A 14,338-nucleotide genomic window follows, 5' to 3' on the forward strand; every position below is an offset into this window, starting at 1 on the left:
CCAGCAGCGGCAGCGGTTCACTGCTGGTGACCAGCTCCCGCAGCGGATGCCGCGCCAGCACCTCGTCCACCTCCGGCGTCAACGCCGCCGCCAGCCGCGCCGAGGGGGGCGATGAGTCGTCGCGCAGGGCCTCGGCCGCGCCGAGCAGCACACCGCGGCCGGACTCCTTCGGCACGCCGGCCGCTGCGCGCTCGTGGAGTTCGGCGCCCTCTTCGAGGACCAGATCCGGGTCGATGCCCGCCGGCACCTTGATGCCTGCCGTGCGGCGCCAGGTGGCCACCGGATCGCTCCACGCCTCCACCCGGTACGTCCAGCGGCCGACCGCGTCCGCGGTGACCTCGGCGCCCCACCGGTCCGTCCCCGGGGCCAGTTCGCGCATCGGTGTCCACGGCCCGGGGCGGCCCTCGGGGTCCTTCAGGACGACATTGGCGGCGACCGCGTCGTGCCCCTCCCGGAACACGGTGGCGGTGACCTCGAACGTCTCTCCCACAACCGCCTTGGCCGGCCGGTTGCCGCCCTCCACGGCCGGGCGGACGTCCCGTACCGGGATACGGCCGATGGCCCGGGTCCTTCTCATGGTCCTCACCTCCACCGTGCTCGAAAGCCGGGCCCGCGGGCCCGGTCAGGGGACAACCTCCGTCCGGAACACTCCCTAGGCCCCCGCCGGGGAGCGCCGCTCCACCGCCGGCGGTCCTCGCCTCACCGCCGCGGCCGGGCGGGGCCTGTCGCTCTGTTCCCGCAGAGAGCTGACCTGGGCCGCACGCAGGTACCGCTCGGCCGCGTCCGCCGCCTCCCGCGCACAGCGTTCGCCCATCAGCACGCAGAGGGTGTAACCGGAATCCTCGAACGTGGCCCGGACCGTGCGGTCGTTCGGTGCCGCGAGCATCACGCGTTCCCAGGCCCGGTAACGCCGCAACTGCCGGGCGACTTCGGCTTTGGCGGGTAGCAGCATGGCGCCGATCACCTTTCGGGCTCGAGGGGGACGGTCTCCCGACGGTCGGACGGCGGCCGTGCCAGAGCGACACGGACCCGTAACGGCGATCGAGTTCTTCACACATGGTGCACGCGCGACGACGCTGCGTCCTGTTGGATCATTGGCGAGCGGCAGCCCGGGATGGGCCGTCCGGGGCGTTCATGCCTGCTCACTTGTGTATGAGGTCGCCTCAGGCGTGCGCTCGTGTTGCACGAACGGGCTAGCGCCCTCAGGCTGAGGGTGACTCAGAAGCGATGCGCACTCACGTTCCGTGTTCGGGGCTCGTCCCGCAGGACTGCGGGAACGAGGAGGAGCTGAGCTTCGTGGTGAGGAGCCAACCGATGAAGACCGCAGTGCCCTGCTACTACCACCTCGACGTGGAAGTCAGCCCGGAACGGGTGGGACAGGTCAGCCGCATTCTGGCCGCTCACCTCAGGTTCTGGGACCTGGACAACCTGGTCAAGCCCGTCTGCGGCGGCGCCGAGATGCTGCTCAAGGCCATCGACGAGCACGCCACCGACAAGAACACGTCGATCGAGATGTGGTGGAACCGCCAGCATCTGATCACCGCCATCGCGGACAACGACCGCGCCCTGCGCCCGGACCAGGAACTGCGTGGCTGCCTGGAGCACCTCGCGGCGATGAGCGACGGCTGGGGCTGCTGCGCCACCGAGACCGGAAGCAAGGTCATCTGGTTCTCGCAGCGCGCCCGCGCCGGCGAACGCGTCCCGCTGGTGCCGACCGCACCCGCGCCGTACCTGAGCGAAGGCCTCGACGTGCCCCGCGAGGTACGGGTCGCCCAGTTGGCCGCCGACCCGGTGAGTACCCCGGACGAGGTCCTGGAGGAGGCCAGGTGACCCGCCGGAAGTCCCGCACAGGGGTGCCCGCCTGGAGCGGGCGCCCCTACCCGCTGGGCGCGGCCTACGACGGGGAGGGCACCAACTTCGCCCTCTTCAGCGAGGTGGCCGAACACGTCGAGCTGGTCCTCGTCGACGACGACGGCACACATACCCAGGTACCGCTGACCGAGGTCGACGGCTTCGTGTGGCACGGCTACCTCCCCGGCGTCGGCCCGGGCCAGCGCTACGGCTACCGCGTGCACGGGCCGTGGGCCCCGGCCGCCGGCCACCGCTGCAACCCGGCGAAGCTGCTCCTCGACCCGTACGCACGCGCGGTGGACGGGCAGACCGACAACCATCCCTCGCTCTACGAGCGGAACCCGGACGGCCCCGACCCGGCCGACAGCGCCGGGCACACCATGCTCGGCGTCGTCACCGACCCGTCCTTCGACTGGGGCGACGACACCCCGCCCGGCCGCCCGTACGCCGACTCGGTGATCTACGAGGCACACGTCAAGGGCCTGACCCGCACCCACCCGGAGGTGCCCGAGGAACTCCGCGGTACCTACGCCGGGCTCGCGCACCCGGCGGTCGTCGAGCACCTCACCTCGCTGGGTGTCACGGCGGTGGAGCTGATGCCGGTGCACCAGTTCGTCCACGACGGCGTGCTGCACGACCGTGGTCTGGCCAACTACTGGGGCTACAACACGATCGGCTTCTTCGCACCACACAACGGCTACGCCGCGCACGGCACACGGGGGCAGCAGGTCGCCGAGTTCAAGTCGATGGTGAAGACCCTGCACGCGGCCGGCCTCGAGGTGATCCTCGACGTGGTCTACAACCACACCGCGGAGGGCAACGAGAAGGGCCCCACCCTGTCCTTCCGGGGCATCGACAACTCCTCGTACTACCGCCTGGTCGACGGTGACTGGGTGCACTACTACGACACCACCGGCACCGGCAACAGCCTGCTGATGCGCCACCCCTATGTGCTCCAGCTGATCATGGACTCGCTGCGGTACTGGGTCACGGAGATGCGCGTCGACGGGTTCCGCTTCGACCTCGCGGCGACCCTGGCCCGGCAGTTCCACGAGGTGGACCGGCTGTCGGCGTTCTTCGACCTCATCCAGCAGGACCCGGTGATCAGCCGCGTCAAGCTGATCGCGGAGCCGTGGGACGTCGGCGAGGGCGGCTACCAGGTGGGCAACTTCCCGCCGCTGTGGTCGGAGTGGAACGGCATGTACCGGGACGCCGTACGGGACTTCTGGCGCGGCGAGGACCATACCCTCGGCGAGTTCGCCTCCCGGCTGACCGGCTCCTCCGACCTGTACGCGCACAGCAGGCGCCGCCCCCGCGCCAGCGTCAACTTCGTCACCGCGCACGACGGGTTCACCCTGCGGGACCTCGTCTCCTACAACGACAAGCACAACGAGGCCAACGGCGAGGACAACCAGGACGGCGAGAGCACCAACCGCTCCTGGAACTGCGGCGCCGAGGGCCCGACCCGCGACCCGGCCGTCCTGGAGCTGCGCGGCCGCCAGCAGCGCAACTTCCTCGCCACACTGCTGCTCTCCCAGGGCATCCCGATGCTCTCGCACGGCGACGAACTCGGGCGCACCCAGCGCGGCAACAACAACGCCTACTGCCAGGACAACGAGATCTCCTGGATCGACTGGCGGCTCACCGGGGAACAGCGCGCCCTGCTGGAGTTCACCCGGTACGTCGTCCGGCTGCGCACCACGCACCCCGTGCTGCGCCGGCGCCGCTTCTTCCTCGGCGAGACCCCGACCCGCGCGGACCAGCCACTGCCCGACCTGGTGTGGCTGGCGCCGGACGCCCAGGAGATGACCGACGACGACTGGCAGCGCGGCGACGCCCACTGCGTCGGCGTGTTCCTCAACGGCGACGCCATCGCCGAGCCCGACGCCCGCGGCCGCCCCGTGGTCGACGACTCGTTCCTGCTGCTGCTCAACAGCCACTGGGAGCCGGTCGACTTCCGCCTGCCGGACGCCTCCTACGGCGAACGCTGGACGGTCCTGATCGACACGGCAGACCCGGAGGGCACCCCCGACGAGGCGGAGCACAAGGCGAACGCGGGCCTGACCGTCGGCGCACGCAGCCTGATCCTGCTGTCCCGGCCGTCGCGGACCTCCCGCGAGCAGGGGTGACGGGGCGCCGAGGGCTTCCTCGGTGTCAGCGGCCTCTGCGCGACGTCACCGTGAACTGTGCGCCGTCGTGGTCGCGCAGCACGGCCTCGTCGCTGCCCTGGGACAGCACGCTGCCGCCGTGCAGCTCCGCGGCGCGGGCGCAGGCCTCGACGTCGTCGACGGTGAAGTGGACCTGCCAGTGCGGCCGGATCGCGGGGTCGGGGGCGGCCTCCAGCGCCCCCGACTCGATCCGGGCCACCACGTCGCCGCGGCTGCGCAGGACGACCTCCCCGCCCTCGTAGTGGACCTCGCAGCAGCCGGACCGTCCCGAAGCCCAGTCGAGGATCTCGCCGTAGAAGATGGCCGCGTCGAACGCGTCACGCGTGTGCAGCGTGATGAAAGCCGGCTGCGCGTTGCGCCAGGTCTCCCAGTCGGTGAACAGGTCCCCCTCCCAGATACCGAAGGTCGCCCCGTCCCGGTCGGCCAGCAGGGCCGCCCGCCCGGGCGGCAGGGAGATCGGACCGACCGCGACCGTGCCCATGCGTTCCTGCACCCGTGCCACCGCCTCGTCGGCGCTGCGCACGGCGAAGTACGGCGTCCACGCCACGGCCATCTGCCACATGGTGGCCACCCCCGCGATGCCGGCCACCGGCGAGCCGTCCATCAGCGCGATCCGGAACCGGTCGCCGAGCTTGGCCGGCCGCCACTGCCAGCCCAGCACGGCCCCGTAGAACTCCTCCGTCGCCTTGACGTCCCTGCTGGTCAGGCTCACCCAGCAGGGAGCGCCGAACACGGAGTGTGATGAGACGACGTCCTTGGTGCCGGAGGGGGTGGGCGTGTTGTGGTTCATGGCAGTCGCGTCCTGATCTCGTCGGCCTGGCAGCCACCGGAGGAATGACACCAGTGTCCAACCGGAACCCCCGTGGGCGCCTGCCGAGTACCCCGGCGACGGTGCCGAAACGGTGAGGTGAACCGGCCTGGACCGCCCCGGTGGCAGCGGGCGGTCCGAGTGACGACGATGGAGGCGTCGGACACTGCGTCAAGGCACTCAAGCACCATGTGAGGCCACGGAGGCAGCGGCGCACCGGATCCGGAGGTGACCATGCCCACGGACGGGGGCTCGGAGCGGATTCTCGAGCTGCAGGAGGAGGTCCAGCAGCTCAAGGAGGCGGTCGTCTCGCACGCCGTCGTCGACCAGGCGATCGGGGTGATCGTCGTGCTCGGCCGGGTCTCACCCGACGAGGGGTGGGCGGTGCTGAAGGAGGTCTCCCAGCACACCAACGTCAAGCTGCGCAACGTCGCGGAGATGATTCTCGTCTGGGGGCGAACGGGCGCGATGCCCAGGGACATACGGGCCGCTCTGGCAGACGCCCTCGACCGCGTGGGACCGACAGAGGTGCCCGGAGCGCCGCCGGAGCGGTGACCGGCGGCGCCGACGCCGGGCTCGCGCTCACCGGGCCTCGGCGAGCAGTTCCTCCCGCAGATGGGCGAAGCAGCTGCTGAGCAGCCGGGAGACGTGCATCTGGGAGATGCCGAGCTGGTCCGCGATGCGGCTCTGCGTCATTCCCTTGAAGAACCGCAGGTACAGGATGATGCGCTCGCGCTCCGGCAGCGCCTCCAGACAGGGCCTCACGGCCACCCGGTCGACGACGGTGTCGAAGGCCGGGTCCGGCCCGCCGATCGCGTCCCCGAGGGCGTAGCCGTCCGTGCCGGGCATCTCCGCCTCCAGCGACAGCGCGGAGAAGCACTCCAGGGCCTCCATGCCGGTACGTACCTCACCCTCGGTGAGGTGCGCGTACTCGGCGATGTCGGCGACCGTGGGGGAGCGGCCGGGGGTGGTCTGCGACAGCTCCTTGACGGCGTGCCGCACCCGGTTGCGCAGGTCCTGGACCCTGCGGGGGACGTGCAGCGTCCACATGTGGTCGCGGAAGTGACGCTTGATCTCGCCGGTGACCGTCGGCACGGCGTAGGCCTCGAAGGCGTTGCCGCGCGCCGGGTCGTAGTGGTCGACCGCCTTGACCAGGCCGAGGGCCGCCACCTGGTACAGATCCTCGAGGGCCTCGCCGCGGCCGCGGAAGCGGACGGCGATCCGCTCGGCCATGGGCAGCCAGGCCTCGACCAGCTCGTCGCGCAGGGCCTTGCGCTCGGGCCCCTCGGACAGCCGCACGAGGCGTTCGAACGCCGCGGCGGTGTCGGGGGCGTCGTCGTGGGGGTGCGTTCGGGTGCTGCCGGCGATACGCATGGTGCGCACCTCCCTGAGCCGGTGCCGAATGGACAGACACCGTGGGAAGCACGGGCTCGGACCTCACGGAGGGCCCCGGGGGTCCGGGCGGCTCCCACGGACGTGCCTCCTGTCCGAAGCACTGCATCGCACCTTCCCGGCCGGGAAGGTTACGAGACAATTCCGACGATACGCCCATCCGGGGCTACGGGCCTGCCGCCGGGCCGCCCGGCCCGTTGATCTTCACCCGCGACAGTGATGTGCGGCACGCCCCGGCAACCGCTTTCTCCTCCTGTTTCCGGATAACCGCTGGGCACGGCTTGATCACCGATCAAAAGGGATGAACTGCCTGGCCACAGCGCATTCTGCTCATTTGACAGTGCCGTGACACCACAGATAGGAAGCAGCTTCCAGAGGTCGAGAGGGGCACCGTGTACGAGCCGAACGTGGTCGGGGACTGGCACGAGTACGACGAGCATGCCGGCCTGCGCGTCCGCGTCCACCGTCTGGAACTGGCCGAGCCGCCCCGGGGCCGTGACGACGCCGCCGACGGGCTGACGTACTTCTGCCTCCGCGTGACGGTCGAGAACCGCGGCAGCCGGCACCTCGGCGTCCACCTCGAGGACGGTCAGATCGACGTGCGGGTCGGCCCGGACGGGGAGAGCGCCTTCCTCGACTGGCGCAACTCGCAGTTCATCGAGGGCTTTGACGTCTATCCGCTGCGCCGGGCCACCGCCGTGCTCTACGCGGCCGGCGCCGAGGCGTCCCTGGGACTCGTGGACGTGCAGGTCCAGCTGCGCGTCGACGAGGAGTGGACCGGGCGCCGGCTGTGGTCGGGCGGCATCGGGGCACACGAGGGACCCACCGGGGGACAGCCGGGTGCCGTGCGGGACAGCCTGGCGCACCAGGTGAGCGTCTTCCTGCAGGACCAGGCGGGGGAAGGCACCGCCTGATCCCGTGTCAGGGCGTCCTGCCGGTCAGTGCGGGATGCCGTCGATGATCTCGCGGGCACCCTGACGCAGCAGGGCCACGGCGACCGAGGTGCCGAGCGTGGCCGGGTCGAGCCGGCCCGCCCACTCGTGGGCGTTCAGCCGGGTCTTGCCGTCCGGGGTGAACACGCAGGCGCGAAGCGACAGTTCACCACTGCGGTCCACCCGCGCGAACCCGGCGATCGGGCTGTTGCAGTGCCCCTGCAGCACATGCAGGAACATGCGCTCGGCGGTGGTCTCCCGGTAGGTGTCCGGGTCGCCGAGACCGCTCACCGCGTCGATCAGGTCGGCGTCGTCCTCGCGGCACTGGAGCGCCAGGACGCCCGCGCCGATGGGCGGCATCATCGTCTCGGTGGAGAGGATCTCGGTGATCACGTCCTGCCGGCCGATGCGCTCGAGGCCGGCGACCGCGAGCAGCAGGGCGTCGGCCTCTCCGGCTTCCAGCTTCGCGAGGCGCCGGTTGGCGTTGCCGCGGAACGGCACGCACTCCAGGTGCGGGTGGGTGGCGGCGAGTTGGGCGACCCGGCGCACCGAGGAGGTGCCGATCCGCGTCCCGGCCGGCAGCTCGTCCAGGGGGAGCCCGCCCGGGTGGATCAGGGCGTCGCGGACGTCGTCCCGCTTGAGGAACGCGGCGAACACCGTGCCCGCGGGGAGCGGCCGGTCGGCGGGCACGTCCTTCACGCAGTGCACGGCGAGATCGGCCTCCCCGGCCAGCAGTGCCGCGTCGACCTCCTTGGTGAACGCGCCCTTGCCCTCGACCTGGGACAGGTCTCCCATCCACTTGTCCCCGGTGGTCTTCACCGGTACGACCTCGGTGCGCACTCCGGGGTGGGCGATGGCCAACTCGGTCCGGACGCGCTCCACCTGGGCGAGGGCCATGGGGGAGTCGCGGGAGACGATGCGGATCAGTTCGGGGACGGACATGCGGACACGATAGACCCTCCGGCGCGTGCGTTCGTGCCGTACCTCCCCGGCGGCCGGCCGGCACACGTCAGTTCGGGACGAGCGGCTCGCTCAGTTCGACCGCGCGCAGGGCCGCGGCAAGGGCCTGCGCGTCGCCGACGTCGAGGGCGGTGTCGGCGAGCTTGACAACGTGTTCGTCGCCGTGGGCGAGGGCCCGTTCCAGCACCTCCTCGGCCGTACACCGTGGCGCGGGGACGCGGGCGACGGGTTCGGCGGGGGCGTACATGGCGGTGACCGCCGCGGACGCGGTCCAGGCCGCGTGCAGGCTCGGCGCCCACAGCTCGCGCGGGAGGGAACCGAGGGTGCGCAGTACGGCGTTGGGCGCCGTCGCCGCGTGCACCAGCATGGTCGGCTGGCCGTGGCCGTGTGTGGCGTAGCGGTGGGTCGCGGCCCGGACCAGTTCGGTCAGGCGCGCCCGGGCGGTGTCCGGATCGGTCACGTCGCCCGCCCACAGCGGCAGTCGTCGTACGGCCGCCAGCCGGTCGGGGAACCCCCCGGTGGGGTCGGTGAGCGGCGGCACGGCGTCGAGGGATTCCGCGGCGGTCGGCGCGGCGGGCAGTGCCGTGATGCCGGACACGGGACGGTGCCGGGCCGCCCAGTAGCCGAGCCCGTGTGCGAGTTCGGCGAGCCGTGGCGGGTTCTCGCCGGCTTCCAGTGCCCGCACGGCATGGCCGACGCGGATCACGGGATGCGTGGAGCCGCCGTACATTCCGGGCAGCAGGCGCGGCCACCACTCGGCCAGGACGTCACGCCACGGCCGTGCCGCGAGGGCGCGGGTGAAGTGGCCGATCCAGTCCGCGGCCCGGCGCGGATCGCCGAGCGCCTCCCGCCAGCCCACGTCGGTCACGGGAGCGACGGGCCGGGGGAAGTCCTCCAGCTTGTGCCGGTACAGATCCAGCCAGCGGTGCACGGCGCCCGCCTGGCCGTGCGCGGCGAGCGCCTCGACGACCATCGGGGCGTGGTTGGTGAGCCTGCCGAGCCGCTCCGGCCCGCAGGAGTGCAGCCGTTCGAGTGCCTCTTCGAGCGTCCCTGTCGTGTCGTGCGTGTCCATGCCGGGCACGCTATGCGCCCGCCCGGCGCCCGCGGATCCGACGGCGGGAGGAAGCCGGGCCCGGCCGGGGACCTAGGTCCCCGGCCAGGCCCGGGCGGATCAGGCGTACGGGTCGAACGCGATGCCGGCCGGCTTCGCCGAGGCGAGGTGGTTGGCGAAGTTGGCGTCCTTCAGGCCGAAGTTGGCGCTGCCGAAGTCGTAGGAGGCGAGCTTGTCGCGCACGCCCGCCGGGTAGCCGTTCCAGCCCACCAGCGGCGGGTACTGCCAGGTGGCCTTGTGGTTCTCCGGCGGCTCGTCGCCCGGGTTCGCGAGGCGGAAGCAGTGCGTGCTGACGCCGTCCTTGTGGTAGACGATCTTCGGGTGGGTGCCGTCGAAGCGGACCTCGGACGCCGCGTGCACGTCGAACGAGCCGTGGGCGGACGTCGACACGTACTTGACCTGGTTGTCCTGCACGAACACGGCGACGTGCTCGAAGTCGTGCCGGTGGCCGCCGATGCCGCTGCCGGCCACGGCCTGGTCCTTCTCGAAGTAGAGCGCGTACAGGATGGCGCACCAGCCGTTGTTGCACTTGTAGCGGGAGTAGCCGTTGGTGTTGTCGAGGTCCGAGGCGTCGCGGCAGTCGCCGTTCAGGGCGCCGGTCGGCTTGAGCCCCCCGTTGACGGTGCCGTCCGGGCCGATGGCGGGCGTGGAGTAGCAGCCGTCGGTGTCGTAGTCGTAGGCCGGCTGGAACGTCTGCTCCAGCGACTCCGCGTTGGCCGGAAGCGCGCGCGGCGGCGCGGCGAAGGCCGTGGCGGGGAAGGCCAGGACGAGGACAACGGCTCCAGCCGCTCCGGTGAGCCATCTCCTGCGGGATGTGATCGGGCGTGACGACACTGCGTCCTCCTCTTGGGCGCAGCCCAACGGCTGTGGGGGAAAAGGAGGTTCAGCTTCCACGCTGAACGCGTCCATGCCAAGAGGGGGGCGAGGACCGAGAAGTGAATCACCGTCCGACAGCCGGAGTCCGGACGCCGTTTCAGACCATGTCGTCCGGGATGTCGGCAGCAGCCTCCTCGGGTGCGAGGTCCGGCCGGAGCCGTAGCCACGACGGCTGCCGCAGCCGCCCGTCCCTCGTGCGGGTGCTGTAGCGGACCTCGCCGACGAGCCGGGGGACGACCCAGTGCGCGCCCGGAGCGTGCGGCGCGGGGTCGAAGGGGCAGACGTCGGTCGCGGCGGCCCGCAGCAGCCCGGCCAGGTCCGTCCGTTCGGCTTCACTCCAGCCGGTGCCCACGCTCCCGACGTAACGCAGCCGCCCCGCGGCACGCTGCCCGACCAGCACCGCTCCGGGCAGGCCGGTGAGGCGCCCCTTGCCGGGCTGCCAGCCGCCGACCAGCACGTCCTCGGTGCGCATGTTGCGGATCTTGATCCAGGCCCGGGAGCGCACCCCCGGCTCGTACACCGAGTCCAGCCGCTTGCAGACCAGGCCCTCCGCGCCGTGCTCGCGGGTGGCGGCCAGGGCCTCGGCGCCGTGGCCGACGATCGCGGCGGGGGTGGACCAGGAGGGGCCGGTCAGACCGAGATCCTCCAGGGTCGAGCGGCGCCGCGCATAGGCGAGCCGGATCAGCGAACGGCCCTCCAGGTGCATCACGTCGAACAGCACGAGGTGGACCGGGACCTCCGCCGCCCGCCGCGCCGCCCTGGCGGGCGCGTGGGCCAGGCCCATACGGGACTGGAGCAACTGGAAGCTGGCCCGGCCGTGTGCGTCCAGGGCCAGGATCTCCCCGTCCAGGACCGCGGGCACGGGGCCGAGCGCGGCGCCCAGCGGCCGCAGTTCGGGGTAGGCGCCCGTGATGTCCTCCCCGGACCGGGCGCGCAGCAGCACGCTGCCGTCCCCGGGGAGGTAGGCCACCACGCGCTGGCCGTCCTGCTTGGTCTCATAGGCCCAGCGCGTGTCCTGCGAGGGCGGCGGCAGGGTGCCGGGCGTGGCGAGCATGGGCGGGATCAGCGGCAGGTCCACGGGTGAGTTGTGGACGTACCGGTGCGCGCTCACGCGCGTTCCCCGGGTCTTTCCCCTGAACGGCGTCGGACCGGGACCCGGTCTCTGCGGTTGCCGCCCTCGGACCGGGCGGAAGTCCGGCTGCGTCACGTGGGTCCCCGACCCGGACGACCGCCGTGTCGCCGGCGCTTGGAGCTCCCCGGCGCCGGCGCTCAGTCCGTCACCAGGGTGCGCGAGGCCGGAGTGCGCGGCATGCGGATTGGCCCTGTCCGACCGGTCGCAGGGGGGAACCGCGGCGGCCGGCCACGCCCGTCCATCGCATCGTCGACGGCTTCCCCGCCACGTCGGCGAACCGGTGCCCCGGTCCGCCCCGGCGGGCCAACGCCCGGACTGGGAGCACGGTGCGGACCGCTTCAGCGGTGCTGACGCCGACCGCGCGGGTCCCCACCGGCGACGTGGGCGTCGGCCCGGTCCCGGTCATCGTGCTGGGCCGGCTCCCGCAGCCGGCACAGCAGCAGCCGGCCCACCACCGGCAGAGCGATCAGCGGCAGCAGGGCCGTCCGGAGAGACGTCGCGTCGGCCAGCGCCCCGAGCGCCGGAGCGGCCAGACCTCCCACGCTCACGGCCAGCCCCAGCGTGACACCGCTCGCGGTGCCCACCCGCCGGGGCAGACAGTCCTGGCCCAGGGTGAGGTGCAGCGAGAACGGCACGTACAGGCCCGCCGAGGTCAAGGCGACGAACACGTACACCGGCGGCCCCGGCACGAGCACCAGACCGGCCACGGCAAGGACTGTCAGGGCGTACGACCGGCGCACCACCGCCAGCCGCCCGTACCGCTCGGCCAGCCGTCCCCCGGCCAGCGTGCCCACCGCACCACCGGCGTAGAGCACGAACAGCGCCGCCGTTCCGGCCGCCTCCCCGCCGCCGGTCCGCTCCCGCGCGTACAGCGAGACGAACGTGCTCAGGCCGACGAACACCACCGAGCGGCAGACCACGGCACCGGACAGCCGCAGGAAGGACGCCCAGTCGTCCCGGCCCACGGAGACCGGCGGACCGTAGCCCTTGGTGCCGCTTCCCGCCTTGCGCACCGCCGCCGCACACAGCACCGCCCCCACTACGGCCGGAACGGCCAGCAGCGGGGAGGCCCCCAGCCCGCCCGTCGCCACCACGGCGAAGACCAGCAGGGGTGCCAGCGCGAAACCGGCATTGCCACCGAAGGAGAACCAGCTCATCGCCGTATGACGGCCCCGCGCGACGGCCCGGGCCACCCGGGCGGCCTCCGGATGGTAGGCGGCCACGCCGAACCCCGACACCGCGACCACCGCCAGGGTCAGCGCGTAGGAGCCGGTCACTCCGCTCAACGCGACGCCCGCCCCCGCCGTCAGCGCGCTGAGCGGCAGCAGCCACGGCATCGCCCACCGGTCGGTGAGTACCCCGAACAGCGGTTGCACCAGCGACGACAACAGGGACGCCGCCAGGACGACGCCCGAGGCGGCGGCGTAGGAGTAGGCGCGCTCGGCGACGAAGTACGGCACCAGAGCTGCCACGGCCCCCTGGTACACGTCCACACAGGCGTGTCCCAGGGACATCAGGGCGACGGATCGGTCGCGATGGGAATCGGTCACCCGGCGATCGTCGTCCGCCGGGCACCTGGCCCGCTTCCGGTAATCTGCCGGACTGTGCCGGACATCCGCCACACACCCACGGCGCCGACCCGCGCCCAGCGGCTGACCGCGGGCGACCGCATCGACGCGCACCGGCACGACGACCACCAGATCGTCTACGCGGGCGCCGGCGTCGTGGCCGTCACCACCGACGCCGGCACCTGGTTCGCGCCCGGTACCCGCGCCATCTGGGTCCCCGCGGGCACCGTGCACGCCCACCGCGCCCACGGACGGCTCGACCTGCACCTGATCGGTCTGCCCGCCGACGACAACCCCCTCGGCCTGGACCACCCGGCCGTCCTCGCCGTCAGCCCGCTGCTGCGCGAGCTGATCCGCGCCTACACCCGCGACCCCGCCGACGGCAGCCCCGAGCGCCACCGGCTGCGTGCCGTCCTGCGTGACCAGCTCCGGGTCTCGCCGCAGCAGCCACTGCGCCTGCCCACGCCCACCGACCCGCGCCTCGCGGCCGTCTGCGCCCTCGTGCACAACGACCCGGCCGACTCGCGCACGCTCGCCGCCCTCGGCGCCGCGACCGGGGTGGGGGAGCGCACCCTCAGCCGGCTCTTCCGCCACGAGTTCGGCATGACCTTCCCGCAGTGGCGCACTCAGTCACGGCTCTACCACGCGCTCCGGATGCTGGCCGACGGCCTGCCCGTCACGACCGTCGCGCACCGCTGCGGCTGGTCCTCCGCCAGCGCGTTCATCGACGTCTTCCGCCGCTCGTTCGGATACACACCGGGTACGCACACCCGCCGCGCCCGATCCGCCGAACCTCCATGACCATCCGTCCCTTTACCGTCCAGTAATATCGCGCGGCAGGCCATCAGAGGAGGAACCGTGCCCCGGTCCGAACGCTCACCCCTGCTGCTCGCCGGCCTGCTGGCCACCGCGGGGGTCGCCCACTTCGCCGCCCCGCGCCCGTTCGACGCGACCGTCCCGCGCAGCCTGCCGGGCTCGCCCAGGACCTGGACCTACGCCAGCGGTGCCGCCGAGCTCGCGCTGGCCGCCGGCCTGGCCCTGCCGCGTACCCGCAAGGCGGCCGCGCTGGCCACGGCGGCCTTCTTCGTCGGGGTGTTCCCCGCGAACGTGAAGATGGCGGCCGACTGGCGCCACCGCCCCACGCCGCAGAAGGCGGCGGCCTTCGGACGCCTGCCGCTTCAGGTCCCCCTAGTGCTCTGGGCCCGCGGCGTCGCACGGAACGCCGAGAGCCGGTCGTGAGCGCGCGGTTGAGCCCCAGCGCTACCTGCGGCTCGACGACGCGGCTTGCCAGGTAGTCTCCGGCGGCAGTCCGACCTCCCCACACTCGCGCCGGGCCCACCAGGACGACGAGGGCGGCCGCGGACCGCTGCCGTGCACCCAGATCACCAGGGCTGGGGAGGCCGGCAGACCACCCGGGGCAAGACGATCTGGTGCGAACAACCGCTGACGCCGCTGCTCTGACCGTCCTTCACGCCCCGCGGCTCCCCGCACAGGGAAGAGGCTCTCAGGAGGGACCGCTGCCTGCGGGGCCCGCTCGTGC

General features: G+C 72.5%; 15 protein-coding genes. 6 read left to right on the top strand and 9 right to left on the bottom strand.

Annotation, left to right across the window (positions count from 1 at the left end):
• The coding region (locus IE97_RS0113910; protein ID WP_030237840.1) for a maltotransferase domain-containing protein at positions 1-577 on the bottom strand (577 nt) is incomplete at its 3' end.
• A 75-nt stretch (positions 578-652) separates the two neighbouring features.
• Positions 653-952 carry a DUF5133 domain-containing protein gene (locus IE97_RS0113915; RefSeq protein ID WP_030237843.1) on the bottom strand — a complete coding sequence of 100 codons (300 nt, stop codon included), beginning with the start codon at positions 950-952 and terminating at the stop codon, positions 653-655.
• 362 nt (positions 953-1,314) lie between these two features.
• Here IE97_RS0113915 and IE97_RS0113920 point away from each other — a divergent pair, with 362 nt between their 5' ends.
• On the top strand, positions 1,315-1,830 hold the full coding sequence (locus IE97_RS0113920) for a hypothetical protein (protein ID WP_030237846.1): 516 nt from the start codon (positions 1,315-1,317) through the stop codon (positions 1,828-1,830).
• A complete protein-coding gene (gene glgX / locus IE97_RS0113925; protein WP_030237849.1) occupies positions 1,827-3,980 on the top strand; it encodes a glycogen debranching protein GlgX in 2,154 nt (717 codons plus the stop codon). The genes IE97_RS0113920 and glgX overlap by 4 nt, the downstream gene beginning before the upstream one ends.
• 25 nt (positions 3,981-4,005) lie before the next feature.
• Here glgX and IE97_RS0113930 read toward each other — a convergent pair whose 3' ends face one another.
• Positions 4,006-4,809 (bottom strand): VOC family protein, encoded by an 804-nt coding sequence (locus IE97_RS0113930; RefSeq protein WP_030237853.1) that lies wholly within the window; start codon positions 4,807-4,809, stop codon positions 4,006-4,008.
• 252 nt (positions 4,810-5,061) lie between these two features.
• Between IE97_RS0113930 and IE97_RS0113935 the strand changes: the two genes are divergently transcribed.
• A complete protein-coding gene (locus IE97_RS0113935; protein ID WP_199807044.1) occupies positions 5,062-5,382 on the top strand; it encodes an ANTAR domain-containing protein in 321 nt (106 codons plus the stop codon).
• 27 nt (positions 5,383-5,409) lie between these two features.
• Here IE97_RS0113935 and IE97_RS0113940 read toward each other — a convergent pair whose 3' ends face one another.
• Positions 5,410-6,201 (bottom strand): RNA polymerase sigma factor SigF, encoded by a 792-nt coding sequence (locus tag IE97_RS0113940; protein ID WP_030237859.1) that lies wholly within the window; start codon positions 6,199-6,201, stop codon positions 5,410-5,412.
• A 410-nt stretch (positions 6,202-6,611) separates the two neighbouring features.
• Between IE97_RS0113940 and IE97_RS0113945 the strand changes: the two genes are divergently transcribed.
• Entirely contained in the window at positions 6,612-7,133 is a 522-nt protein-coding gene (locus IE97_RS0113945) for a hypothetical protein (protein ID WP_030237862.1), read from the top strand.
• Positions 7,134-7,157: 24 nt separating this feature from the next.
• Here the strand turns inward: IE97_RS0113945 and hemC are convergent, their stop codons facing one another.
• The 5 genes from hemC to IE97_RS0113970 all read right to left on the bottom strand — a co-directional run bounded on the left by hemC (position 7,158) and on the right by IE97_RS0113970 (position 12,744).
• Positions 7,158-8,093: a hydroxymethylbilane synthase gene (gene hemC, locus IE97_RS0113950; protein ID WP_030237865.1), complete on the bottom strand. Its 936-nt coding sequence runs from the start codon at positions 8,091-8,093 to the stop codon at positions 7,158-7,160.
• A gap of 67 nt (positions 8,094-8,160) precedes the next feature.
• Positions 8,161-9,183: a questin oxidase family protein gene (locus IE97_RS0113955; RefSeq protein WP_030237868.1), complete on the bottom strand. Its 1,023-nt coding sequence runs from the start codon at positions 9,181-9,183 to the stop codon at positions 8,161-8,163.
• Between the two features lie 99 nt (positions 9,184-9,282).
• Positions 9,283-10,056 carry an NPP1 family protein gene (locus tag IE97_RS0113960; protein ID WP_030237873.1) on the bottom strand — a complete coding sequence of 258 codons (774 nt, stop codon included), beginning with the start codon at positions 10,054-10,056 and terminating at the stop codon, positions 9,283-9,285.
• 139 nt (positions 10,057-10,195) lie between these two features.
• The gene (gene ligD, locus IE97_RS0113965; RefSeq protein WP_030237876.1) at positions 10,196-11,176 is read right to left on the bottom strand and encodes a non-homologous end-joining DNA ligase; all 981 of its coding nucleotides are present in this window, start codon (positions 11,174-11,176) and stop codon (positions 10,196-10,198) included.
• 392 nt (positions 11,177-11,568) lie between these two features.
• Complete coding sequence (locus IE97_RS0113970; protein ID WP_051704971.1) at positions 11,569-12,744, bottom strand: MFS transporter; 1,176 nt, start codon at positions 12,742-12,744, stop codon at positions 11,569-11,571.
• A 90-nt stretch (positions 12,745-12,834) separates the two neighbouring features.
• Here IE97_RS0113970 and IE97_RS0113975 point away from each other — a divergent pair, with 90 nt between their 5' ends.
• A complete protein-coding gene (locus tag IE97_RS0113975) occupies positions 12,835-13,599 on the top strand; it encodes an AraC family transcriptional regulator (protein ID WP_030237881.1) in 765 nt (254 codons plus the stop codon).
• A 57-nt stretch (positions 13,600-13,656) separates the two neighbouring features.
• Complete coding sequence (locus IE97_RS0113980; RefSeq protein WP_030237886.1) at positions 13,657-14,037, top strand: DoxX family protein; 381 nt, start codon at positions 13,657-13,659, stop codon at positions 14,035-14,037.
• Positions 14,038-14,338 lie beyond the last annotated feature (301 nt).

Source organism: Streptomyces sp. NRRL S-455, assembly GCF_000717875.1.
GTDB lineage: Bacteria > Actinomycetota > Actinomycetes > Streptomycetales > Streptomycetaceae > Streptomyces.

Bases quoted from the DNA above. Each gene is read 5' to 3' on its own strand.
- IE97_RS0113915 (WP_030237843.1), bottom strand. From the start codon at position 952: ATGCTGCTACCCGCCAAAGCCGAAGTCGCCCGGCAGTTGCGGCGTTAC.
- IE97_RS0113920 (WP_030237846.1), top strand. From the start codon at position 1,315: ATGAAGACCGCAGTGCCCTGCTACTACCACCTCGACGTGGAAGTCAGC.
- IE97_RS0113930 (WP_030237853.1), bottom strand. From the start codon at position 4,809: ATGAACCACAACACGCCCACCCCCTCCGGCACCAAGGACGTCGTCTCA.
- IE97_RS0113935 (WP_199807044.1), top strand. From the start codon at position 5,062: ATGCCCACGGACGGGGGCTCGGAGCGGATTCTCGAGCTGCAGGAGGAG.
- IE97_RS0113940 (WP_030237859.1), bottom strand. From the start codon at position 6,201: ATGCGTATCGCCGGCAGCACCCGAACGCACCCCCACGACGACGCCCCC.
- hemC (WP_030237865.1), bottom strand. From the start codon at position 8,093: ATGTCCGTCCCCGAACTGATCCGCATCGTCTCCCGCGACTCCCCCATG.
- IE97_RS0113955 (WP_030237868.1), bottom strand. From the start codon at position 9,183: ATGGACACGCACGACACGACAGGGACGCTCGAAGAGGCACTCGAACGG.
- IE97_RS0113970 (WP_051704971.1), bottom strand. From the start codon at position 12,744: ATGTCCCTGGGACACGCCTGTGTGGACGTGTACCAGGGGGCCGTGGCA.